The 23,654-nt window shown below is 39.0% G+C and carries 18 protein-coding genes and 2 tRNA genes; 10 read left to right on the top strand and 10 right to left on the bottom strand.

Annotated features, from left to right (window positions below; translation table 11 throughout):
- Positions 1-87 precede the first annotated feature (87 nt).
- Positions 88-1,467 carry a DNA polymerase III subunit epsilon gene (gene dnaQ, locus NE363_RS13165; protein WP_134262830.1) on the bottom strand — a complete coding sequence of 460 codons (1,380 nt, stop codon included), beginning with the start codon at positions 1,465-1,467 and terminating at the stop codon, positions 88-90.
- A gap of 232 nt (positions 1,468-1,699) precedes the next feature.
- On the opposite strand from dnaQ, the gene NE363_RS13160 reads away from it, so the two are divergent.
- The 6 genes from NE363_RS13160 (at position 1,700) to NE363_RS13135 (ending at position 11,855) form a co-directional block, all read left to right on the top strand.
- The gene (locus NE363_RS13160) at positions 1,700-4,915 is read left to right on the top strand and encodes a LysM peptidoglycan-binding domain-containing protein (RefSeq protein WP_445535247.1); all 3,216 of its coding nucleotides are present in this window, start codon (positions 1,700-1,702) and stop codon (positions 4,913-4,915) included.
- Between the two features lie 15 nt (positions 4,916-4,930).
- A complete protein-coding gene (locus NE363_RS13155; RefSeq protein ID WP_445535246.1) occupies positions 4,931-6,766 on the top strand; it encodes an extracellular solute-binding protein in 1,836 nt (611 codons plus the stop codon).
- A 29-nt stretch (positions 6,767-6,795) separates the two neighbouring features.
- Positions 6,796-7,848, top strand: coding sequence for a microcin C ABC transporter permease YejB (locus tag NE363_RS13150; RefSeq protein ID WP_151818729.1), 1,053 nt, complete (start codon positions 6,796-6,798; stop codon positions 7,846-7,848).
- Positions 7,848-8,858, top strand: coding sequence for an ABC transporter permease (locus tag NE363_RS13145; protein ID WP_445535245.1), 1,011 nt, complete (start codon positions 7,848-7,850; stop codon positions 8,856-8,858). Before NE363_RS13150 ends, NE363_RS13145 begins: the two co-directional genes overlap by 1 nt.
- Positions 8,836-10,425: an ABC transporter ATP-binding protein gene (locus NE363_RS13140; RefSeq protein WP_445535244.1), complete on the top strand. Its 1,590-nt coding sequence runs from the start codon at positions 8,836-8,838 to the stop codon at positions 10,423-10,425. The genes NE363_RS13145 and NE363_RS13140 overlap by 23 nt, the downstream gene beginning before the upstream one ends.
- 185 nt (positions 10,426-10,610) lie before the next feature.
- A complete protein-coding gene (locus tag NE363_RS13135; protein WP_032051500.1) occupies positions 10,611-11,855 on the top strand; it encodes an NADH:flavin oxidoreductase/NADH oxidase family protein in 1,245 nt (414 codons plus the stop codon).
- Between the two features lie 5 nt (positions 11,856-11,860).
- Here the strand turns inward: NE363_RS13135 and NE363_RS13130 are convergent, their stop codons facing one another.
- Positions 11,861-12,544 carry a glutathione S-transferase N-terminal domain-containing protein gene (locus NE363_RS13130; protein WP_445535243.1) on the bottom strand — a complete coding sequence of 228 codons (684 nt, stop codon included), beginning with the start codon at positions 12,542-12,544 and terminating at the stop codon, positions 11,861-11,863.
- A 328-nt stretch (positions 12,545-12,872) separates the two neighbouring features.
- Here NE363_RS13130 and NE363_RS13125 point away from each other — a divergent pair, with 328 nt between their 5' ends.
- A complete protein-coding gene (locus NE363_RS13125; protein ID WP_445535242.1) occupies positions 12,873-13,460 on the top strand; it encodes a DUF2726 domain-containing protein in 588 nt (195 codons plus the stop codon).
- Positions 13,461-13,545: 85 nt separating this feature from the next.
- Here NE363_RS13125 and NE363_RS13120 read toward each other — a convergent pair.
- The 3 genes from NE363_RS13120 to pyrC form a co-directional block, all read right to left on the bottom strand.
- Positions 13,546-13,621 (bottom strand) — tRNA-Glu (locus tag NE363_RS13120).
- Between the two features lie 18 nt (positions 13,622-13,639).
- Positions 13,640-14,302 (bottom strand): ribonuclease T, encoded by a 663-nt coding sequence (gene rnt, locus NE363_RS13115; protein WP_004702976.1) that lies wholly within the window; start codon positions 14,300-14,302, stop codon positions 13,640-13,642.
- The gene (gene pyrC, locus NE363_RS13110) at positions 14,287-15,321 is read right to left on the bottom strand and encodes a dihydroorotase (RefSeq protein ID WP_024438022.1); all 1,035 of its coding nucleotides are present in this window, start codon (positions 15,319-15,321) and stop codon (positions 14,287-14,289) included. The genes rnt and pyrC overlap by 16 nt, the downstream gene beginning before the upstream one ends.
- Positions 15,322-15,470: 149 nt before the next feature.
- On the opposite strand from pyrC, the gene NE363_RS13105 reads away from it, so the two are divergent.
- Positions 15,471-16,733 (top strand): diguanylate cyclase, encoded by a 1,263-nt coding sequence (locus NE363_RS13105; protein WP_240285914.1) that lies wholly within the window; start codon positions 15,471-15,473, stop codon positions 16,731-16,733.
- Between the two features lie 60 nt (positions 16,734-16,793).
- Here the strand turns inward: NE363_RS13105 and argG are convergent, their stop codons facing one another.
- The gene (argG, locus tag NE363_RS13100) at positions 16,794-18,152 is read right to left on the bottom strand and encodes an argininosuccinate synthase (RefSeq protein WP_086496291.1); all 1,359 of its coding nucleotides are present in this window, start codon (positions 18,150-18,152) and stop codon (positions 16,794-16,796) included.
- Between the two features lie 261 nt (positions 18,153-18,413).
- On the opposite strand from argG, the gene NE363_RS13095 reads away from it, so the two are divergent.
- Together NE363_RS13095 and NE363_RS13090 are read left to right on the top strand one after the other, a co-directional pair.
- A complete protein-coding gene (locus tag NE363_RS13095) occupies positions 18,414-20,444 on the top strand; it encodes an oxidoreductase (RefSeq protein ID WP_445535241.1) in 2,031 nt (676 codons plus the stop codon).
- Positions 20,445-20,529: 85 nt separating this feature from the next.
- Positions 20,530-20,619, top strand: a tRNA-Ser gene (locus NE363_RS13090).
- Positions 20,620-20,921: 302 nt separating this feature from the next.
- On the opposite strand, the gene NE363_RS13085 is transcribed toward NE363_RS13090, so the two are convergent.
- The 4 genes from NE363_RS13085 to NE363_RS13070 form a co-directional block, all read right to left on the bottom strand.
- Positions 20,922-21,425 (bottom strand): TetR/AcrR family transcriptional regulator, encoded by a 504-nt coding sequence (locus NE363_RS13085; RefSeq protein WP_267456244.1) that lies wholly within the window; start codon positions 21,423-21,425, stop codon positions 20,922-20,924.
- Between the two features lie 103 nt (positions 21,426-21,528).
- Positions 21,529-21,846, bottom strand: a complete 318-nt coding sequence (locus tag NE363_RS13080) for a cupin domain-containing protein (RefSeq protein WP_347913291.1) — start codon at positions 21,844-21,846, stop codon at positions 21,529-21,531.
- A gap of 166 nt (positions 21,847-22,012) precedes the next feature.
- Positions 22,013-22,372, bottom strand: coding sequence for a RidA family protein (locus NE363_RS13075; protein WP_445535240.1), 360 nt, complete (start codon positions 22,370-22,372; stop codon positions 22,013-22,015).
- Positions 22,373-22,374: 2 nt separating this feature from the next.
- Positions 22,375-23,616, bottom strand: a complete 1,242-nt coding sequence (locus NE363_RS13070; protein ID WP_445535239.1) for a D-amino acid dehydrogenase — start codon at positions 23,614-23,616, stop codon at positions 22,375-22,377.
- Positions 23,617-23,654: the final 38 nt, after the last annotated feature.

Genomic DNA, 23,654 nt, shown 5'->3' with positions numbered 1-23,654 from the left:
CTCAATATTTTGAGCTAAAAATCTATACGACTAATATAACTTAACTTGCAAAAGGGGAAACCAAAAAAACACTAGAGAATCAAAAATTTATTTTGCAAAAAGGCAAGGTTCTCCATGTTTTTTCTCAAATTCTTTGACCCAAGTCTCATGTGTGCTTAACTCTTCATCAGAAGGGTAAATGACGGGTAAATCAATTTGAACTCTAGTTCTTGTTGTATTTTGCTGATCTTTTTCACTTTGCGATAGTGCATCCATATCAAACGATACTTGACCACCTGTCATAGCCAAGTAAACATCAGACAGAATTTCAGCATCCAGTAATGCACCATGGAAGGTACGGTCACGAGCTGGAATTTCATAACGTCTGACTAGGGCATCGAGTGAGTTTTTCTGTCCCGGATGCTTGTTTTTTGCAAGTGCTAAAGTATCAGTAACTTCACAAACTTCGGAAAGAGCAGGTAACCCAACACGTCTAAACTCCATATCCAAGAAGTTCATATCGAAGGTCGCGTTATGAGCGATAATTTCTGCGCCTTTTAGATACTCAAATAAAGTATCTGCGATGTCTGCATAGAGGGGTTTATCTTTTAAGAAATCATCACTGATACCGTGAATATTTTCTGAGTCTCCCACAGGTTTTTGTGGGTTAATATAAATGTGAATTGAACTGCCCGTAAGCTTACGGTTAATCATTTCAATTGCACCGACTTCAATAATGCGGTCGCCATCTTGGAAATAGAAACCAGTCGTTTCTGTATCGAGAATGAGCTGACGAGGGCCTTGCAATTTAAGCTTTGCTTCTGTAAGTACAATCTGTGGATGAATGTTATTACTTTGCTGCTTAGTTTCTTGCTCTACAGCTTCAACTTCATTTACTTGCTCGTCTACAGTAATCATCTCAACTTCTTGTGATGGTTCAAGAGCGATATCTTCATCATCGATTGTTTCAACCAGATCAAATCCAAAAGGGTCGTCTAGCAACCAGTCCTGTTCAGGCTTTTTTATATCTTGCGGTGCAGCAACAGGCTGTGGTTGCTTGAGTTCTTGAGCAGTCTTATCTGCACCTAAATTGGCAAGTTGGTCTGCCATTTCATTGCCAGGATGTCCTGCATGGCCTTTAATCCAATTCCACTCAATATTTCTGCCTGCGCAAACAGCATCAAGTTTTTGCCATAGATCAGGGTTTTTAACATCTTTCCAATTTTTCTTTTTCCAGCCATGAATCCACTCTGTAATACCTTGTTTTACATAGTTTGAGTCGGTCCAGATAATTAATTGTGCATCGGGTGGGCAAAAAGAAACACCTTCAATCGCCGCAGTAAGTTCCATACGGTTATTGGTTGTATCGGGTTCACCGCCAAATAATTTATGTTCACCCTGTTCGGTAATGACATATGCACCCCAACCGCCTAAACCGGGATTGCCACGACATGCACCATCAACATACAGTGTGATTGTTTGAGACATAAATCGAAACCTAAACTGAAAGAAAAAGAGCTGAATATGGTGTATTGTATACGCAAAAAGTTCGGTTCCATCGTTACAAAGCAAGCTTTTTTTAATTTCTTGTAACATTTCCATGCAAATGACATTAAATTATTGCCTTGTCTATCTTGCATGCTTTACTACAATGGCATCGAAGACCTAGGGTTTGTGGGCAGACCCCAAGAAATATTACGCGAGTTGTTTGGAAGTTTTTATGTATAAACCAACCACATTTGTGTGGCAGCCATCTGCAGCATCATTATTCAAAATTACAGTCCTTAGCTCTGCTTTAGCTGCGTTGGGTATTACAACAGGCTGTTCTTCGACTCCGCAATCTGCAAAAACCTCGAAAACAAAACAGGTTAGTGGAGCAGGTTATCTTGATGCAAGCAGTCTAGACTCGTTAGAAGATTTACTTTCAGCAACTGATATGCGTGCTGTAGAGGGTGACCGTCTACTTATTTTAAAACACGGTGACGTTTGGAAACGTATGGCTGTCGGCTTTAAAATGGATCTCGATCACTGGGATCCGCGTATTGAAGCGCAGCGTAGTTGGTTTATTTCACGTCAGCCCTACCTTGACCGTTTAAGTGCTCGCGCAAGTCGTTATTTATATCATACTGTTAAAGAAGCAGAACGCCGTGGTCTTCCAACTGAACTTGCGTTATTACCAGTAATTGAAAGCTCGTATGACCCTGCTGCAACAAGTAGTGCAGCAGCAGCAGGTTTATGGCAGTTTATTCCAAGTACCGGCCGTATTTATGGTTTACAACAAACGGGTATGTACGATGGTCGTCGTGACGTTGTTGAGTCTACACGTGCTGCATATGAGTTTTTAGGTAGCTTATATAACCAGTTCGGTTCGTGGGAATTGGCTTTGGCAGCTTATAACGCTGGTCCGGGTCGTATCCAACAGGCGATAAACCGTAACCAAGCTGCGGGTTTACCAACCGATTATTGGTCATTAAAACTTCCGCAAGAAACCATGAACTATGTTCCTCGTTTCTTGGCAGTTGCTCAAATTATCAAAAATCCTCGTGCTTACGGGGTTTCATTACCACCAATTGCGAACAGACCCCACTTCCGTGAAGTGACATTGTCTGCGCCGTTGTCTTTAAATGAAATTGCATCGGTTAGTGGTCTTAGCCGTGCCGAGTTATATGCATTAAACCCGGGCTATCGTGGTGAAACAGTAGACCCTGCAAGCCCAATGCGTATTTTAATTCCTGCTGATATTAGCCCTTCAGTGGATAATAAATTAAAAGGAATGAAATCTGGTGGTGGTTCAGGTTGGTGGGCAAATGTCACATCGCCATCTAAGCCAACTACAACGACTTCAACCTCAGTCACTGTTAAAACATCACCAGCGACTCAAGTTCAGCCTGTAAGACCTACGACTCCTACAAGAACAACGGGCAGTTCTGTATCGGTAAAAACCTCAACACCACGTGGTTCTGATGCTTTAGCTGCTTTTGCGGCCTCAGCTGATGTGCCAAGTGCACCTCGTATTCCAGTTGCAGTGACACCTGCGACCAATGTTAAGCCAGTAAGAACAGAACCGCCAATTTCAGCACATGAACGTGAGAAAATTTTAGCTGCTGTTCGTGCTGAAGGTGAGAAAGAAACAGTTGAGCAAGCTTTACAACCACAAGCCACTCAAGCTGAAAAAGACCAAGTGGTTGCTGAGTTAAAGGCAATTGCACCGCAAGGTACCGAAATTGTTGACCCTTATGATGGCAAAATTAAGTTAACTGCGATTCAGACAAGTCAATCCGTTGCTGAACAGCAAGGTAAAGAGTTAAGTAAGGGCTTTGCTTATCCAAAAACGTTAACTGAAGATGCAAGTGTTGCAAACTCTGAAGAAGCACAGCGCAATAAAGATAAGCCTTACATTAAAACCGATACTGATGTTGTCGTTGTACAACCTAAAGGTAAGCGTAGTACCTATACTGTACAGCCGGGCGATACATTAGCAATTATTGCGATGAAAAATGGAGTCAACTGGCGTGATGTTGCCAAGTGGAACCAGATTGATCCAGAAAAGACGCTGTTTGTAGGAACTAGCCTGTATTTGTATGATGCTAAACCACAAGAAGTTGAGTCTACGGCTAAATCAACAGTTAAACCTGATGTTTACGTTGTTCAAGCAAATGACAGTTTAACAGGCGTTGCAAATCAATTTAATTTGTCTGTGAAACAGCTTGCTGAATATAACGATTTATCTGTAAGTGATGGTCTATTTGTTGGTCAGAAGTTGCATTTGAAAGAGCCTAAAGGTAACCGTAATTCTGCTAAGGCAGAGCCTAAAGCTATTCAGGCAAGTACACGTCGTATTGCAACAAAGAGCTATACGGTTAAACGTGGTGAATACTTAAAGTTAATTGCAGATCGTTATGCATTATCTAATCAGGAATTGGCGGAATTAACACCAGGGTTATCAGCTGGTAGTAATTTAATGGCTGGTCAGAAAATTAATGTACCTGCAAAAGAAGTTGCTGTTGATGAATCTGATGACAACAAAACTTCTGGCAAGTATGAAAAACTTGCAGCAGGGCCATCATACAAGACTGAAAGCTATAAAGTGCAACGTGGTGATACATTATCAAGCATTGCGACCAAGTCTAAAATTAGCTTAGCTGAACTCGCCGAACTGAATAACTTAAAAGCGAGTAGCCATGTCCAGTTTGGCCAAAACTTGAAAGTACCTGCGGGTGTAAGTGTTCCAGAACACTATGTTGTACAGTCTGGTGATAGCTTACATGCCATTGCAGCTAAATATAACTTACAAACCAGTTATTTGGCCGATTTAAACGGATTATCACGTACAGCAGGTGTTCGTGCTGGTCAGCGTTTAAAATTGACAGGTGAGGTTGAAACACCGAGCAAGGCTGCTACTAAAAATGCTAAAGATGAAACACCAGATACTTACACCGTTAAGTCTGGTGATAACTTACGAAGCATCGCCAGCCGTTATCATTTACAGTTAGATTATCTAACTGCATTAAATGGCTTATCTCGTAACAGCACTGTCCGTGTTGGTCAGCATTTAAAACTAACAGGTGATGTGCCTGTAGAAACAGCGAAAGCTGATACCGCAAAATCATCTGCTAAACCTGTTGCAGCAGGTAAAAATACTGAAAAGTATACGGTTAAAGCAGGCGAGTCGTTAAATGCGATTGCGAGTCGTGCAGGTATTTCGGTTCGTGAACTTGCTGAAATGAATGCATTAAAAGCAAATGCTAACCTACAGCGCGGTCAAAATATTGTGATTCCAAAAACTGTAGTGGAATACAAAGTCAAACGTGGTGACACTTTAATTGGTCTTGCAAGTAAATATGGTCTAGAAACTACTTTACTGGCGGAACTCAACAACTTAACACCGTCGACTCAATTGCGTATTGGCGATATTATTAAAGTGCCTAATTTATAGAATAATTAGAACTTTATGCAAAAGTTATATTCTCAACTGAGCCTGCTAGTCGGGCTCAGTGTTTTTTCACAAGTTGTATTCTCTGCACAGCAAATCACACCATATATTGCAATTCATTCTAAGCCTAAATACCTCGCAATGGCTGCTATGCCTTATGCCAACCCAAATGCACCAAAAGGTGGGGTGTTGAGTCGGGCTGCGCAAGGGACTTTTGATAACTTAAACAGCATGAATGGGAAGGGAAACGCGACAGAAGGGGTAAATTATCTTTTTGATACTTTAATGACTCAGTCACTTGATGAAGTTGGGGTTTTATATCCACTTTTAGCCGAGAAAGTTTCGTATGACCCAGAAAGAACACAATCCGTTACTTTCTATTTAAATCCCAAAGCTCGTTTTAGTAATGGTCAGCCTTTAACCGCGGCAGATGTAAAATTTAGTTTTGATACGTATCAGACCAAATCTAATTTTGGTCTACAAATGTATCTTGCAGACTTAGCAAAAACAGAAGTAATCAATCCATATCAAGTTAAATTCACTTTTAAGTCTAGTCATAATCCTAAAATGCCATTTGTTGTGGCGAGCTTGCCGATTTACTCAAAAGCAGATTGGAAGAACCGTGACTTTACTCGTATTACCTTGCAACCGATTGTAGGTTCAGGGCCTTATGTGGTTGAGAAGATTGATGCTGGACGTAGTATTAGCTATAAACGAAACCCGAATTATTGGGCCAAAGATTTGCCTATTAATAAAGGGCGCTATAACTTCGACCATTTAAAATATGTTTATCACCGCAATTGGGATATTGCATTCGAAGGTTTTAAATCTGGGCAATATACCTTGCATGAAGAAACTAATCCTAAAAAATGGGTCACTGACTACAAGTTTCCAGCGGTAAAAGCAGGTTTAGTCACTTTATATAAATTTAGACACCATAACCCGATTGCAACTGAAAGTTATGTGTTTAATACACGACGAAAACCTTTAAACGATATTCGCTTTAGACAAGCCTTAACCTATGCCTATGATTTTGAATGGCAGAACAAAGCTTTGTTTTATGGACAATATCAAAGACTGCAAAGTTATTTTGAAAATAGTGAGTTGGCAGCAGCAGGTCATCCTTCAAAGAATGAACTGGCCATACTAAAGCCTTTATTACCAAAGCTTTCTCCAGTCATGCAAAAAGCTGTTTTGGCAGACTGGAAATATCCAGTCTCAGATGCCAGTGGTTTTAACCGTCAAAACTTATTAATCGCAAGACAATTACTCATTCAGGCAGGCTATAAAATTAAAGAAGGGCAGTTATACACGCCCGAAGGCAAGCCTGTACAAATTGAGTTTCTTATTCAGCAAGATGGCAAACAAAGAACACTCATGCCATTTGTAAGAAATTTAAAAAAATTAGGAATTAATATTAATTTAAGGCAAGTCGATGCGCCACAATATTTAGAGCGTACACGCCGTTATGATTTTGACATGACCACCATGAACTTGCCGCAATCTTTAAATCCGGGCAATGAACAGGCTCAGTTCTGGGGAAGTGCTGCAGCAGTTCAAGATGGTAACTATAACTACGCTGGTATTCGTAATCCTGTCATTGATGCAGTTATTTCAAAACTGGTTACTGCCAAAGACCGTGAACAGCAAATCACTTATACTCATGTTCTTGACCGATTACTTCGCGCAGGGTATTACCAAATTCCGACTTATGGAAAAGGTGATTATTGGTATGCATACTGGAATATGTATCAGCAACCTAAAGTGAAACCCGTGCTCTCAGCCGGTATAGAGTATTGGTGGATTAATCCAAACCAAGCCAAAAAAGTTGCCCAATATTTACATCAACAATAAAAGCACGTACCTAAAGGAAATCCTGTTATATGGGTTCATATATTCTGAAGCGACTTCTTTTAATGATTCCAACGTTGTTCATTATTTTATTGATCAACTTTGTGGTCGTGCAAATTGCGCCGGGTGGACCTGTAGAACAAGCAATCCATGAGGTAGAAAGTGGCGTAGGAGCAGGGCGGATATTAGGTACTGAAATGTACTATCAAGGTGCTAAAGGATTAAGCCCCGAAATGGTAGAGCAAATTAAAGCACAATACGGTTTTGACCATCCTCCAGTAGAACGTTTCTTGTTGATGTTAAAAGGTTATTTAACTCTAGACTTTGGACAAAGCTTTTTTAAAGATAAACCAGTAGTTGAGTTGCTTTGGGAAAAAATGCCTGTGTCGATCTCGATTGGGCTATGGAGCACTTTGCTGATTTATCTTATTTCAATTCCGCTTGGTATTAAAAAAGCGAAGCAACAAGGTTCTTGGTTTGACCGCTCAACTTCATTGTTACTCGTAGTGGGTTATGCGGTGCCAAGTTTTGTATTTGCTATATTACTTATTGTCTTTTTTGCGGGTGGGTCATATTTTCACTGGTTTCCATTGCAAAACCTAGTATCAGATAACTTTCATCAATTGAGTTTTTTCGGAAAAATTACGGACTACTTATGGCACATGACGTTGCCGCTTATTACCATGGTGTTGGGTGGTTTTGCCAGCCTAACTTATCTAACCAAATATTCATTTTTAGAAGAGCTTAATAAACCTTATGTCTTGGCAGCTTATGCAAAAGGTTTAAATAGCCAGCAAGTTTTATATAAACATGTATTTCGTAATGCCATTTTAGTGGTTCTTGCTGGATTGCCAGAGGCTTTAGCAGGCATTTTCTTTGTGGGAAATCTTTTTATTGAAATTATTTTTCATCTAGATGGTGTCGGTTTATTAGGCTTTGAAGCAATTGTTCAGCGAGACTATCCAGTTATTTTTGGCGTATTGTTTTTCTTCACGCTGTTTAGTCTGCTTTTACGACTTATTTGCGATGTGCTGTATCAATGGATTGATCCGCGTATTCACTTTGATGCACAAGGAGGCAAATAGTGTTTTTTATTGTGCGATCACGACTGCAAAAGTTTAGGCGACATAAATTAGGGTGGGCAAGCTTTATCTTGTTTAGCCTCATTTTAGTGATTTCATTGGCTGCTGAGCTCATTGCTAACGACAAACCATTGCTAGTGAAATATGAGGACACTTATTATTTACCTGTTTTTAAGGCATATCCCGAAACCACTTTTGGTGGTGTATTTGAAACAGAAGCAGATTATAAAGACCCAGCTGTACAAGAGCTAATTAATCAAAATGGTTGGGCGATCTGGCCGCTCATTCAGTTTTCTTATCAGACACCTAATTTAGACTTGGCTGTACCTGTGCCTTCGCCACCTTCCAAGCAGAATTGGTTAGGAACAGATGACCAAGGGCGAGATGTAATGGCACGTATTCTTTATGGGCTTAGAGTTTCATTACTTTTTGGTTTATCTTTAACAAGTTGTGCAGCACTACTAGGCATTTTTGTGGGGGCTATACAAGGCTACTATGGTGGTTGGGTCGATTTGTTGGGACAACGACTAGTAGAAGTCTGGAATGGTTTACCTATGCTGTTTATGGTCATGATTTTGGTTAGCATGTTTACCCCAAATGTATATTGGCTATTTTTTATTATGTTGTTCTTTAGCTGGACTGTGCTTGTGGGAATTGTCCGTGCTGAATTTCTAAAAGCGCGTCAACTTGACTATGTCCGTGCAGCTCAGGCTTTGGGTGTAAATGATAGTGGAATTATCTTTAAGCACATTTTGCCAAATGCCATAAACTCTAGTCTGTCGCAATTACCTTTTATTTTGACCACCAATATTATTGCTTTAACCGCACTCGATTTTTTGGGCTATGGTTTGCCGCCAGATGCAGCCTCTTTAGGTGAGTTATTGTTGCAAGGCAAAAATAACTTAGATGCACCTTGGTTGGCTTTATCAGGATTTTTTAGCCTTGCTTTTGTGTTGTCATTATTAATTTATATTGGGGAGGCGGCACGCGATGCATTTGACCCAAGAAAATAAATTGAACTCTGATACTACCTTGCTAAAAATAGAAAACCTTTCAATATCTACGCAAGATCAGACTTTATTGGAGGGTCTCAATTTACACTTACAAGCTGGTGATACGCTTGCAATTGTAGGTGAGAGCGGTTCAGGTAAAACAATAAGCTGTTTGGCGATGATGGGATTATTACCAGAAAAATTAAAAATATCTGGTCGTATTATTATTGATTCAAAAAATATTTTAGAAACAGATGAAAAGACAAAAACACATATACGTGGCCGCCAAATTGCTATGATTTTTCAGGAGCCTTCTACGGCTTTAAACCCATTGCATCGGGTTGAAAAAATTGTCGGTGAACATTTTATTCTACAAGGTTGGTCAAAACCGAAAGCTCAGCAGCAGGTAATTCAATTATTAAAAGATGTAGGAATTGCTAATCCTGAGCACATTTTAAAACGTTATCCGCATGAGCTTTCAGGTGGACAAAAACAAAGGATCATGATTGCGGCTGCACTAGCACTTCAACCTAAGATTTTAATTGCAGATGAACCAACTACCGCGCTTGATGTGATTTTACAGACGCAAATTTTAGAGTTACTGAGGTCTTTGCAAAGTAAATATGGCATGGCACTAATTTTGATTAGTCATGATTTGAATTTGGTCCGCCGTTATGCCGATGAGCTGATTGTATTACACGAAGGACAAGTTGTAGAGCAAGGTCAGCTTCAGCAAATCTTTAAAAATCCTGCGTCAATTTATACTCAGCAACTGTTAGATCATGATCTTGATTTTGCTGAACCACTTTTCTCCAGTGATAAAATTTTATCTGTTCAACAATTAAATGTTAAATACCCAATTCGGAGTGGTATCTTTAACCGAATTCAAAGTTATACCAATGCTATTGCAAATATAACTTTTGAGCTTACTCAAGGCGAAGCGTTAGGTGTTGTAGGTGAAAGTGGTTCAGGTAAAACCTCATTGGCTTTAGCGCTGGTTCGATTACTCAAAAGTGATGGGCAAATTATCTTTTTAGGGCAAGACATAAACCGCTTAGAACAAAAAGCTTTGCGTAAGATTAGGTCAGACTTACAAATTGTTTTCCAAGACCCATTTGGTAGTTTAAACCCGCGTATGACGGTAGGGCAGATTATTGCTGAAGGCTTAAAAGTGAAAGCTGTAGCTGATAACGAGATCAAACAGCAAGTTGAATCTGCTTTGATAAAAGTTGAGTTGGCTGAAGACTTTCAACATCGCTATCCGCACGAGCTTTCGGGTGGACAACGTCAGCGCGTTGCTTTAGCGAGAGCTTTAGTGGTTCAACCTAAACTTTTAATTTTAGATGAACCAACATCTGCCTTAGACCGAACCACGCAAAAAGCCATGATTCAATTATTGCGACGTTTACAGCAAACAGAGCATCTAAGCTATATTTTTATTAGTCATGATTTAAATGTGGTCAAAGCACTGTGTCATAAAGTGATGGTATTACGACATGCAAAAGTTGTTGAATATCAGCCGACTGAACAGTTATTTAATGATCCTCAAACTGAATATACCAAGCAATTAATTAGGGCGAGTCTTTAATTTATTTAAATAAGATTATGTTTTATAAGCATAAATATAATTTAAATTTTTAATGCAAAAAGTTGCATTTCTCTATACTTTTTAAATTTGACATGTGCTATTGTCAGTTATCGATTTTCCCTTGACATGACCTATAACTCATCTAAATTAGAGTAATTGCTCTAAAGTATTAAAAGAGGTTAACCATGAGCCAGATTGCACAACCAATCACAATTCGAAATACCACATTTAAAAACCGAATTATTAAAGGTGCAATGAGTGAGGCACTTGCAAACTATGAAGGACAGCCAAATGACTTACATTTAGGCCTGTACGGCGCATGGGCTAAAGGTGGTTTAGGCTGTGCGATTACTGGTAATGTGATGGTCAATTTCGAAGCCAAAAACGAACCAGGCGTGGTGGTGATTGAAACTGAGCGTGACCTAGAGCGTTTAAAAGAATGGGCAGCGGTTGGTAAACAATATGGAATGGTACAGCTTATTCAATTGTCTCACCCAGGTCGTCAGTGCCCTAAAGGCTTAAATAAAGAAACAGTCGCACCTTCAGCAGTTCCTTTTAGTCCAGCTTTAGCGACGATGTTTGGCACTCCACGTGCGCTTACACATGAAGAAATTTTGGATATTATTAAACGCTTTGCAACAGCTGCCAGCATTTGTGAGAAAGCTGGTTTTGAAGGGGTACAGTTACATGGTGCACACGGCTATTTAATTAGCCAGTTTTTATCGCCATTAACCAATAAGCGTACAGACCAGTGGGGTGGTTCAGTTGAAAACCGTACTCGCTTTTTACTAGAAGTTTATAAAGCGGTACGTGAAGCAACTTCAGAGAATTTTATTATTTCAGTTAAGCTCAACTCTGCCGACTTCCAGCGCGGTGGTATTAGCGAAGAAGATGTGATTTCGGTATTTAAAGCAGTTGATGAAGCTGGGATTGACTTAATTGAAATTTCAGGTGGTACTTATGAAGCACCTGCAATGGCTGGCGCTAAAGCCGATAAACGTAAAGCAAGTACCATTGCACGTGAAGCATACTTCTTAGACTTCGCTGAAAAAATCCGTCAGCATGTAAAATGTAAACTTATGGTGACAGGTGGCTTCCGTACTGTAGAAGGCATGAACGCTGCTCTAGCAAGTGGAGCATGCGACTTTATTGGTATTGCTCGTCCACTTGCTGTTGAAACAGATTTGACTGACCGTTTAATCGCAGGCCAAGATGTTCGCTATGCCGTAAAACCAATTAAAACAGGTTTACCTTTTGTTGACAAAATGGCCATTATGGAAATTATTTGGTACGCAGCACAATTTAAAGCTATTGGGCAGGGCAAAAAACCAAATCCAAAACTATCGCCTTTAATTGTGTTTTTAAATTACGCGAAGGGCAATATTAAGGCCGTTGTTCAAGGGCGCGTGAATTCACGTAAATCTGCATAAATAAATTACCAAGCAATAGCCCAGTAAGTCTGAAAAGTAGAAGCAGACCATTGACCTTTAATTAAAGCATTTTTAAAGGCAGGTCTGTTTTCTATTTGGGTCAGATAACGCTGTATATGTTTCAACTGGCTGTAATTTGGTGAGCAAGCCAATAATGGAAACCACATCAAAATATCAGCAGTAGTAAACTGATCTCCAGCAAACCATAAGTGACGTTCTAAATGTTTATCAATCATACTCATGTGTCGTTGTAATGATTGATTGAGATAACCTTGATCGAATCCATATTTTAAAAGCTTTGGAATGAAACGTACTGGAAAAGGCGTACGCTCAGCAATTTGTTGAAAGATTTGTTTGAGTACCAGATCGGGAATGAATGTTGCCTCACAATAATTTTTCCAATAATAAAAATTTTTTAGTTGCTGATTTCCTAAATTATTCTGTCCCAATTGTGGGTGTAAATGAGAGAAATAGTCTAGGATTGCTGAAGTTTCGGCCAAAATTGAAGATTGCTCGTGTTCAATAATTTCGAGGGCTGGAAATTTTGATAACTGATGCGGCGAGTTATTATTTGTGTCTTCGTCCGAATGATATTTAGTGATGAGCTCATAGTTAAGTCCTAATTCTTCTAAAAACCAAATAATGCGTTGAGAGCGTGAATTTTGTAAATGAAATAATCGAATTTGCATGTCATGTTCAAATTATAGTTTTGATTTAATTTTAGTATAGGGTAGAAAAGAATTTAAGTATAATAAAATATTTATAAATCATAAATTTATAATGTTTTTGAGAGGATTGGCGTAGAAATTACTGCTGGTAAAGTTATGGGTCTTAAAACCGATTAGATCTTGATCACCGAAGTTGCTAACATGCCTTATACTGCTGTCTCAAATATGTACAATTATGTTTTAGCCTGCTAAAAGAATAAAATCGTTTCACAGCAGATGATATAACTAGCCGTTTTTAATTGTATTTTTAAAATCAAAATAGTTTTTATATTTATTTAGGGGAAATTCGATGTTTGCGATAGTTGGCATATTTTTAATAGCCATAATGGTATTAGTGATTTTAAGTGTTTTAAAGAAAGGGGAAAGCAAAAATAGAAATGCAAAACGTAACCCAATCAAGGGAAAGCATATCATTACTATGAATGAACAACCTACTTTTATGAAACTAAAGGAAGCTTTGCCTGAACATATTATTTTAGCGCAAGTCGCTTTCAGTGCTTTTATGACAGCGCAAGGATACGCGACGCGTAATTTATTTAATCGAAAAGTTGCTGATTTTGTTGTCTTGGATAAAGCATTTAATATCGTTGCTATTGTTGAGTTAGATGATTCTAGCCACAAAGGGAAAGAAAAGTTTGATGCAGAGCGAGATGCTTTAATTCACGAAGCAGGTTTTAAAGTCATACGTTATAAACGAACACCAGAACTAGTACAAATACATCGTGATTTTAATATTACATTAAGTTCATTAGCTCAAGTTTTAATAGAACCAGATTTAACAAAAACAAAGTTAGTTACTGATGCAATAATTATTGAGAAAGATGATCCAAATATACAACCCACTCAACATATTGATGAAGTAAAGTTGAAGTCTTGATTTTGGAAATAAAAAATTTATCTCATGAATGGAATTTGAAGTGAGATAAAATAATTTGAAGCGATGATTCTTTATAGAAAGAATATGGCGTCCCTACGGGGATTCGAACCCCGGTTACCGCCGTGAAAGGGCGATGTCCTAGGCCTCTAGACGATAGGGACGTTGAGGATGGCGGTATCTTAAGAAGCCGCCACTAAACTGTCAAGTAGGTAAGGAGACAGTTTGTTTAAAATATAGCAAAACAGTTCAGCAGTCTTCTGAGTATCGTATAAAGCAGAGTGTGCTTCTTTACCATCGAACTCAATTCCAGCTTGAATACATGCTTTAGCAAGCACGGTTTGTCCAAACATAACAGCACTTAAAGTAACCGTATCCATGACTGAGAAACTATGAAATGGGTTTTGGTTTTTCGTGCTTGTACGTGCAATTGCTGCTTGTAAAAAACCAAGGTCAAAATGCGCGTTGTGACCTACAAGTACTGCATGAGTACAATGTTGCTGTTTACGAACTTCATTGACCGATTTAAAAATACGACGTAGCGCAGTTCTCTCGTCTTCAGCCATTGCTATACGCATTGGATTGAATGGATCAATACCAATAAAGTCGAGCGAACGGCGATCGAGGTTTGCACCTTCAAACGGGTTAATATGTGCATGAAATGCAGGACCAGGGACAAATTGTCCCTGAGCATCATACACAATTGGAATGCACGCGATTTCTAGCAATGCATCTGTCTGGGCATTAAAACCTGCCGTTTCAACATCGACAACAACAGGTAAGAAGCCACGAAAACGTTGGCCAATGACCGGGACAGAATTTTCTTGTGTCACACTTTTCTCCATTGCAGCGTTTTCCCGGCATGCAGCGGGATAATTTTCTGATCATCTAAATAATCAAAAGATTCGGGAATGAGGTTGTCTTCTTTAACCAAAGTAATGGTAGAAGTATTACGTGGTAGACCGTAGAAGTCTGCACCAAAGTGGCTTGCAAAACCTTCTAAACGCTCTAATTTACCAACTTGATCAAAAGCTTGTGCATAAAGCTCAATTGCATTAGGTGCACTATAGCAGCCTGCACAGCCACAAGCATTCTCTTTTGCATTTTGTGCATGAGGGGCACTGTCTGTACCTAAGAAAAACTTAGGATTACCGCTAGTCGCCACTTCAAGTAAAGTCGTTTGATGTGTTTGACGTTTTAAAATTGGTAAGCAGTAAAAGTGCGGTTTAACACCACCAACCAACATATCATTACGGTTAAATAATAAATGCTGAGGAGTGATTGTTGCTGCAACATTACGGTCTTGTTCTAAAACAAAGTGTGCTGCATCACTTGTCGTAATGTGTTCAAGCACAACTTTAAGTTTCGGGAACTGTTTCAATAATGGTGATAATACCTCATCTAGGAAGCGTTTTTCACGATCAAAAATATCTACATGATTGTGAGTCACTTCACCATGAAGCAATAACGGCACTTGATGCTCTTCTAGTTGCTCAATGACTGCATAAACCTTACGAATGTCACTCACGCCATTGTCTGAGTTTGTAGTCGCACCCGCAGGGTAAAGTTTAATTGCATTTACATGTTCTGATTCTTTAATTTTACGAACTTCATCTGGTGAAGTGTGATCAGTAAAATAAAGCACCATGCGAGGGTCAAAATTATTGCCTTCTGGAACATGCGCAAGAATACGTTCACGATAAGCTAAAGCTTCATCTACTGTTTTTACAGGCGGTACAAGGTTAGGCATACAGATCGCGCGAGCGAACTGTTTCGCCAAATCTGGAACAGTACGTTTTAATGCTAAACCATCACGTAAATGTGCATGCCAATCATCTGGCTGGAGCAGGGTAATAGAGTTCAAGGCCGTTCAAACTTCGAAATAAAACAAATGATAATCGATAAAGTGTGAAAATGGTAACGAGAATTACGGACAAATGGCAAAATAAAGCGCAGGGAGCTTTAAAAAATAATGTTATATTTTGTTAACGCGGAATATGTGGGAATCGACTAGTGGCAAATAGGGGAAATGTACATCAATTACTCAAATCTAAAGAAGAAATCGAGTATTTGGTTACTGTACATACCCATCGTTATGCCAATATGCCTTTGCCAAAACAACTTGAAAAAAAATTCTGGCTTTTAAATCTCGATCGAACTCGGCAAAACATCTCAAAATTTTTAGCAAGTGGTGTACTCACTTATATCATTTTTATTTTACTGGTGTTGCCGACAGACTACTTTGTAATCGGGGTGCCTTATATAACTTTAGATTTTGTCTACTGTTTGTTAAGTGCAATGAATATTGCATTTGCACTTTTAGTATTTTGGGTATTTGCTAGGTTTAAAAAACTCTCTAAGCATTTTTATTTTGCTGCCTGTAGCATTGTTTTTTTATCCATTATTACAAGTGCCATGCTGTTGCTCAGTGTTGGAAATATGGCTCTTAAAAATCAGTCGATGTTGCTTCTTTCATTTTTATATATGCTTGGGTTTATTTTGAGCGGCATAAAACCTTTGCATATGCTTTATGTTGGCTTATCGGCGGCAATATTGGTTTTTGTGTTACTCATTTTATTAAATGTGAACTGTGACTATATTGCACTTGGGCGTGCTTTGTTTGGTAGTTGTATTTTGGGTTTTTCTATAAGTACCATGCTTATCTCAAGAGAGCGCAGTCTTTTTTTAAGTAATCAGCTTGCTGAAATTAATGAACAAATTTTACGTATTGAAGCATCTGAATTGCTTCAATTGAGCCAGCAAGATGCGCTAACTCAAATTTCAAACCGTCGTACTTTTGACGAAATGTTTGATTTTTACTATTACCGTGCGAATCAAGAAAAACGTCCTTTAGCTGTCTTATTTATTGATATTGATTTTTTTAAAAACTATAACGATTTTTATGGGCATCAGATGGGGGATAAGGTTATTTCATCTATTGCTTCTGCAATTAAAAACTCAATTCGCCATGTCGACTTTGTTGCACGCTATGGAGGTGAAGAGTTTGTCGTACTTTTACCTGAAACACCGGCACAGGGTGCTTATTCAGTGGCAGCAAATATTTATAAAGCGATAGAACGCCAAGCTATTCCACATGCTGCTTCCTTAGTCTCGAAATATGTCACCATCAGTTTAGGTTTTACTGTGTATACAGGTGGGCTCAAGATGGGGCAAGATGAATTAATTCATGCGGCAGATCAGGCTTTATATCGAGCAAAGCAGCTTGGTCGTAACCAAATTTATTATCAACCTTTACAAATCGTAGAAACTATCTGACTTAATTTTAAATATAGAAAAGCCACCTATAGAGGTGGCTTTTTTGACGTCATAAGAAAATTATTTTTTCTTACTGTCTAATTGAGGAATAGCAGAACCTTGACCGATTGAAAGTAAACCAGCATCTGTATAGATACCAAGTTTTGCACGTGTATCGGTAATATCGAGGTTACGCATAGTCAACTGACCAATACGGTCCATTGGCGTAAACATTGAATCACCTTTTTCCATTGTTAAACGTTCAGCTTCGTACGTTAAGTTTGGAGATTCAGTGTTCATGATGGTGTAGTCATTACCACGACGAAGTTCAAGAGTCACTTCACCAGTAATCGCTTTAGCAACCCAACGTTGTGCAGTTTCACGCAACATAAGTGCTTGAGAGTCGAACCAACGACCTTGGTAAAGTAAACGACCTAAACGTAAACCATTAATACGGTACTGTTCGATCGTATCTTCGTTATGAATACCAGTAACCAAACGCTCGTAAGCAATATGAAGAAGGGCCATACCTGGTGCTTCATAAATACCACGAGATTTCGCTTCGATAATACGGTTTTCGATTTGGTCAGACATACCTAAACCATGGCGACCACCAATACGGTTTGCTTCAAGAATAAGTTCAACCGGATTATTAAAAGTCTGGCCGTTTAATGCAACAGGTACACCTTCTTCAAAACGTACAGTGACTTCTTCTGGTTTGATCTCAACTTCTTCTTTCCAGAAAGCAACGCCCATAATTGGGTCAACGATTTTGATACCAGCATTTAGGTATTCAAGATCTTTTGCTTCGTGAGTCGCGCCCAACATGTTTGAGTCAGTTGAGTACGCTTTTTCTTTTGACATTTTGTAGTCAAAACCGTTGTCGATGAGGAACTGTGACATTTCTGCACGACCACCAAGCTCATCAATAAAGTTTTGATCTAACCAAGGCTTATAAATTTTAAGATTTGGGTTAGTCAACAAACCATAACGATAGAAACGTTCAATATCGTTACCTTTATAAGTTGAACCGTCACCCCAGATGTTTACGTCATCTTCTTTCATTGCAGTAACCAACATGGTACCTGTTACTGCACGACCGAGTGGAGTCGTATTGAAATAAGGAACGCCACCTGTACTGATATGGAATGCACCACACTGAATTGCAGCAATACCTTCAAGCGCCAATTGTAAGCGGCAGTCAATTAAGCGAGCTTTTACAGCGCCATATTGTTCTGCTTTCTTTGGAATTGCATCGTAGTCATCTTCATCTGGCTGGCCTAAGTTTGCAGTATATGCATAAGGCTCAGCGCCTTTTTGTTTCATCCACAATAAAGCAGCTGAAGTGTCTAGACCACCGGAGAAGGCAATCCCAACTTTTTTGCCTACTGGTACATGCTGCAAGATAGTTGCATTATCAGTCATTGCTAATCCTAACATTTATGAAAAAGACCCCGTTGAGGTGGTCTCGAGAATTCTGAATGGCGGCTATTGTAGCACTATTCATGGTGCTTTTTTGGCAAAAAAAGCATTAATTCACTTGTTATGATTGGTATTTATTATTTAATAAAATATGGGATTGTCATCTATATAGGTAGATTGACCATAATCTCAAATAAAAAATAATTCTTGGTCATCCAAAATTATTAAAAAAGTATTAAAGTACTATGCAACAAGTTGCAAAAACTATTGGGACGCAGCATGACAAGTTACGCCAATTTATTAAAACCATTACATTTAGGCTTTACCACTATTAAAAATCGTGTGGTGATGGGTTCTATGCATACGGGACTTGAAGATCGTTTTTATAATTATCCAAAACTCGCAGCTTATTTTGAAGAGCGTGCAAAAGGTGGGGTTGGCCTGATTGTGACAGGTGGTATTTCTCCGAACCGTCAAGGCTGGTTGGCTCCAGCTGGCGGTACTATGAATAGCTTATTTGATATTCCTCAGCATCGCTTAGTGACTCACGCTGTCCATAAACATGGTTCAAAAATTTTAATGCAAATTTTGCATGCAGGGCGTTATGGTTATCAGCCTTTTGTGGTGTCTTCAACAGCAATTAAATCGCCAATTTCACCATTTAAACCGCGTCAACTTTCTGAAAAAAATATTCTCAGCACTATTGAAGACTATGCACAGTGCGCTGACATTGCTAAAAAAGCAGGCTACGACGGCGTTGAAATTATGGGGTCGGAAGGATATCTGATTAACCAGTTCTTAAGTCGCCATGTAAATCAGCGTACTGACCGTTGGGGCGGTGAAATTGAAAACCGTATGCGCTTTCCGGTTGAAATTGTAAAAGCAATCCGTGCGAAAGTGGGCGAAAAATTTATTATTTGCTTCCGTTTATCGCTACTCGACCTTGTGCATGACGGTAATACCATGCAAGAAGTGGTGACTGTTGCTAAAGCTTTAGAAAAAGCGGGTGTAACTTTATTAAATACGGGTATTGGTTGGCATGAAGCACGTGTACCAACTATTGTAACCTCTGTGCCTCGTGCAGCGTTTGTCGATTACACAGCTCATGTAAAACAACATATTTCAATTCCAGTCATTGCATCTAACCGTATTAACATGCCTGAAACTGCCGAAGAGATTTTGGCAAAAGGCAAGGCAGACATGATTCAAATGGCTCGCCCTTTATTGGCCGATGCTTTTTGGGTAAATAAAACTGCGACCAACCGTGTAGATGAAATTAATACGTGTATTGCCTGTAATCAAGCATGTTTAGACCATGCATTTAAAAATAAGCGCGTATCTTGTTTAGTCAACCCACGTGCAGGCCATGAAACAGAACTGGTCTATTTAAAAACTAAACAGCCTAAGCGTATTGCAGTTGTTGGTGGTGGTGTGGCAGGTATGTCTGCTGCAACTGTGGCAGCAAGCCGTGGTCATGCAGTGACTTTGTTTGAAGCCAATAAAGATGTAGGTGGTCAGTTTAACTTTGCTAAGGTTGTACCAGGTAAAGAGGAATTCCACGAGACGATTCGCTACTTTAAAATACAGCTTCAAAAAACAGGTGTAGATGTACGTTTAAACACTCGTGTAAATCGTGAGCAACTTGAACGTGAAGGTTTTGATGAAGTTATTGTTGCGACTGGTGTAGTGCCACGTGCTTTAAAAATTGAAGGAAGTAATGCACCACAAGTTCTTTCCTATGCTCAAGTTTTGCAAGGTGCAGAAGTAGGACAAAAAGTTGCAGTGATTGGGGCAGGTGGTATTGGTTTTGATGTATCAGAGTTCTTACTTAAACCACCACATCAGCCACAGCCTCAACCTTTGGCTGAGTGGCAACGTGAATGGGGTGTAGACCCAGATCCGAACTATATTTCTGAAGGTGGTATGCAGCCGCCAAAAGTTGAACCAGCAATACGTGAGATTTACTTACTGCAACGTAAAACAACACCTCTCGGTATTGGCCTTGGTAAGACTTCAGGTTGGGTACATCGTGCTCAGCTTAAAAAGCATGGTGTACGCATGCTGCGTGGTGTGCAATATAAAGCTGTTACCGATGAAGGACTGTGGATTGAGCATAATGGTCAAGACCAGCTTTTACGCGTAGACACTGTTGTGGTGTGTGCAGGTCAAGAATCGGTAAAAGACTTGATGCCAAAAGAAGGCGAGTCGACTATAGCAAACTACTATATTATTGGTGGTGCAAAGCTTGCAGCAGAGCTAGATGCGAAGCGTGCGATCAAAGAAGGAGCAGAATTAGCTGCTCAACTGTAAAATTGATGAAACAATATGCACTTGAACACAAAGCGATGATATTTTTCTTGAATAAAATGAATAAGCTTTGTATTCTTACGCACATGGAAGCGTGGCAGAGCGGTTTAATGCACCGGTCTTGAAAACCGACGAGGGTGTGAGTCCTCCGTGAGTTCGAATCTCACCGCTTCCGCCAAATTCGAAAAGCCCCTGTTAATAGCAGGGGCTTTTTTTATATGGGTATTTAATACTTAATTTTAATTGGTATCATCAATAGGTAACTACTTTCTGAGAAAGCATGTCCAATTATCATGATCTATTTTGTGCAAAGATGAGAAATAAGATTTTCATACTGCAAATTTGCTTGAGTTGTAAAAATCTTGACAAATAAGAAGGTAATAACAGTTTGTTATAATAAGATGTGTATTACAGCTCTTGTTCTCAAAATCCGAACATCACACGGATTTGAGAACAATTAGAGTCTGATTTCTCATTGAGTTATTCGTTACAGACGATACAAATATTGATAAGGGATTTGACTCTTGATCGGAAAGATTTACATGGACTCTTATCAACTAGCGAGGTCGCCATAATGCCTTCTAAAGAAGAGAATAAAAGTTCTGCCATATTTCGCTCAGATCCGATGTTTTGAGATAATTCCTTTTTGTTTTTAGCCTTGAGCAGAGTATCTTCTAGCCAATCAATATTTTGTTTGGCGAACAGCCGTAATTCATTCAAACACGGCTCTTGCTGAAAAGAGGCTTCCCTTACCATTATCAAGTACAGGCATAGGCGGTTTTCATCATTCAACATCTCGGCAAAAAGTTCAGAATATGCATGCAGTTTTTCGCTTAGACCATCCTGCTTTTCAATTTCAAGCAATCGGCAGAATTGTTGCTCTCGGTACTGCTGAAGAGCATATCGAGCCAAATCATCTTTAGACTCAAAATGATAATAAAGGCTAGGTGCTTTAATTTGTAAGCAATCAGCGATTTGTCGCATACCTAGTCCACTAAATCCATGCCGTTGAAAAAGATGGATTGATGCGTCCAATATTTTTTCACGTGTGAGCGGTTGATGAGTTTTTCTAGTGGATGCCATAATATTAATCCGTTAGCTCAATGCCGCCATGATGTGTAACGAACACGAGAGTATTCTCTACTGCAAACGCTTCATGTTCATCGATGCCCTGAACTTGTAACACATCTCCAGCTTGCATTTCGACATCATTGAAACGGATTACACCCTCCAGAACGACAATCTGTTCCCATCCAATATGAGTGTGTTTAGGAAAGCTTGCTCCAGCCTGAAATTTTGCCAGATAGCTCCCAACTCCATCTTTATAGGTCCAAGTTTGACAGGTTTGAACCCCAGAAATACCACTTTCTGTCCAAATGCGATCTTTTTGTTGAACTAAAATCATTTATAGCTTCTTAGGAGATTGAATTTTAATTAATCTAACTAACGTTTGTTAGAAAGTCAATGTGAACTAAATTTTTAGTGAAGAATAGTAGGTGTTTATGAGTGGCTATATTTGAATATGAAATTAATAAAACCAGTAAATTTACTGGCTTTATTTAAGGCAAATCTTACTTAACACTCGCTGTAACCATCACTTCTACTAATACTTGCGGACGAGCTAAATCTGCTTGAATAGCCGCACGTGCTGGTGCTGCTCCATCTGGTAACCATGCTTCCCAACATTCATTGAACACTGCAAAATCTTCGGCAATATTTTTAATCCAAATTTGTGCAGTTAAATTACGGCTTTTATCACTACCAGATTGTTCCAGTAAAGCATCAATTTTTGCCAGAACTTCTAAAGTTTGCTGTTTGGCATCAGCATCTAAATTCGTTGGAACTTGACCCGAAACATACACTAAACCGTTATGAAGGACACAACCTGATAATCGTGCATTTGTATCAATACGTTGAATATCATGACTCATTTTTATTTCTCCAGAGATAAACCATCTAATGTAATTGGTGAAGTTGCTTGGCTAATTAATTGACTAATGACCATGGCACAACCAGCGGCCAATGTGAAACCTAAACTACCTTGGCCAATATTTGCCCATAAATTTAAATATTTCGTACGACCCAGAATAGGTAAACCTGTAGGGGTAGATGGACGTAAACCACTCCATTCTTGTGCTGTATTTACACCCAATAAATCAGGAAATGTTTTTCGTACCGTATCTTTCAATGCATTTATACGTTCTTTTCGAATGTAGATATCTTGATAGCCAATATCGACCATTGCGGCAATACGAAACTGATTCCCTAATTTTGCATATACAATTTTATTCGCATAATCGGTCACGCTTATATTGGGTACAATGTTGGCTTTTTCTGGGAATGGTAAAGTCAGGCTATATCCTTTTAATGGATAAACTGGGACTGAAATACCCACCATTTTAAAAATTGCAGTACTACCATTACCCGCTGCAACGACAAATTCATCTGCTTCTATACGTCCTTGATTTGTTTCAATTGCAGTAATTTGATTATTTTCCGCAAAAAAATCTGTCACTTCATGTCCATATAAACATCTGAAGTTGTTACTCTCCTCTAGAGCTTTAAACAGTGCTAAACAAAATTTGTAGCAATCTGCTGTTTCATCATCAGGTGTATAAATTGAGCCCACTAATGTAGATTCAATACCTTTCAAAGCAGGTTCAAGTTGAACGGTTTCTTCTGGTGACAGCACTTTTTGTACAGTTGGATCTATCGCTAATGCTGCTTTTTTAAATGCTTTTTCATTGCGATGAATAATCATTTTTCCCGATTTTACCCAGTCAAAATTATCAATTTCATCACGCCATTTAGACATAATACTTTGACTATATAGGGACAACCGTAAAATATGATTTCCATTCACAATGTTATCTTTGCGATTACATGCCATGAGGAATTGGAATAACCAAGACCATTGAAGAGGTGAAAAGTTTAATTTAAAGTTTAAAGGCGAGTGGGCTTTTCCTAACCATTGCAGTGCCTGAAATGGAACGCCTGCATCCGCTAAAGGTGCAACATAGCGATAACTGAGTTGACCACCATTTGCAAAACTTGTCTGGCAGCCAATCTGGTCTTTTTCTTCCACTATTGTAACTTTATGGCCTGCTTGAATAAGTGCATAGGCTGTACTTAAACCAATGACTCCACCACCAATGACAACGACATGTTTTTTCATTCTTCCATGCTATATCTGCAACACACATTTGCATTAAA

It is taken from the genome of Acinetobacter sp. G18 (assembly GCF_052660225.1).
Note: the sequence above shows the minus strand (reverse complement) of the source record. Positions and strands in the feature narration are given on the sequence as shown.

Coding starts and splice junctions, on each gene's coding strand:
- NE363_RS13125 (WP_445535242.1), top strand. CDS start 12,873: ATGTTTGCGATAGTTGGCATATTTTTAATAGCCATAATGGTATTAGTG.
- NE363_RS13080 (WP_347913291.1), bottom strand. CDS start 21,846: ATGATTTTAGTTCAACAAAAAGATCGCATTTGGACAGAAAGTGGTATT.
- NE363_RS13135 (WP_032051500.1), top strand. CDS start 10,611: ATGAGCCAGATTGCACAACCAATCACAATTCGAAATACCACATTTAAA.
- NE363_RS13150 (WP_151818729.1), top strand. CDS start 6,796: ATGGGTTCATATATTCTGAAGCGACTTCTTTTAATGATTCCAACGTTG.
- NE363_RS13140 (WP_445535244.1), top strand. CDS start 8,836: ATGCATTTGACCCAAGAAAATAAATTGAACTCTGATACTACCTTGCTA.
- argG (WP_086496291.1), bottom strand. CDS start 18,152: ATGTTAGGATTAGCAATGACTGATAATGCAACTATCTTGCAGCATGTA.
- NE363_RS13160 (WP_445535247.1), top strand. CDS start 1,700: ATGTATAAACCAACCACATTTGTGTGGCAGCCATCTGCAGCATCATTA.
- NE363_RS13070 (WP_445535239.1), bottom strand. CDS start 23,616: ATGAAAAAACATGTCGTTGTCATTGGTGGTGGAGTCATTGGTTTAAGT.
- NE363_RS13095 (WP_445535241.1), top strand. CDS start 18,414: ATGACAAGTTACGCCAATTTATTAAAACCATTACATTTAGGCTTTACC.
- dnaQ (WP_134262830.1), bottom strand. CDS start 1,467: ATGTCTCAAACAATCACACTGTATGTTGATGGTGCATGTCGTGGCAAT.
- NE363_RS13085 (WP_267456244.1), bottom strand. CDS start 21,425: ATGCGACAAATCGCTGATTGCTTACAAATTAAAGCACCTAGCCTTTAT.
- NE363_RS13130 (WP_445535243.1), bottom strand. CDS start 12,544: ATGCAAATTCGATTATTTCATTTACAAAATTCACGCTCTCAACGCATT.
- NE363_RS13155 (WP_445535246.1), top strand. CDS start 4,931: ATGCAAAAGTTATATTCTCAACTGAGCCTGCTAGTCGGGCTCAGTGTT.
- NE363_RS13075 (WP_445535240.1), bottom strand. CDS start 22,372: ATGAGTCATGATATTCAACGTATTGATACAAATGCACGATTATCAGGT.
- rnt (WP_004702976.1), bottom strand. CDS start 14,302: ATGGAGAAAAGTGTGACACAAGAAAATTCTGTCCCGGTCATTGGCCAA.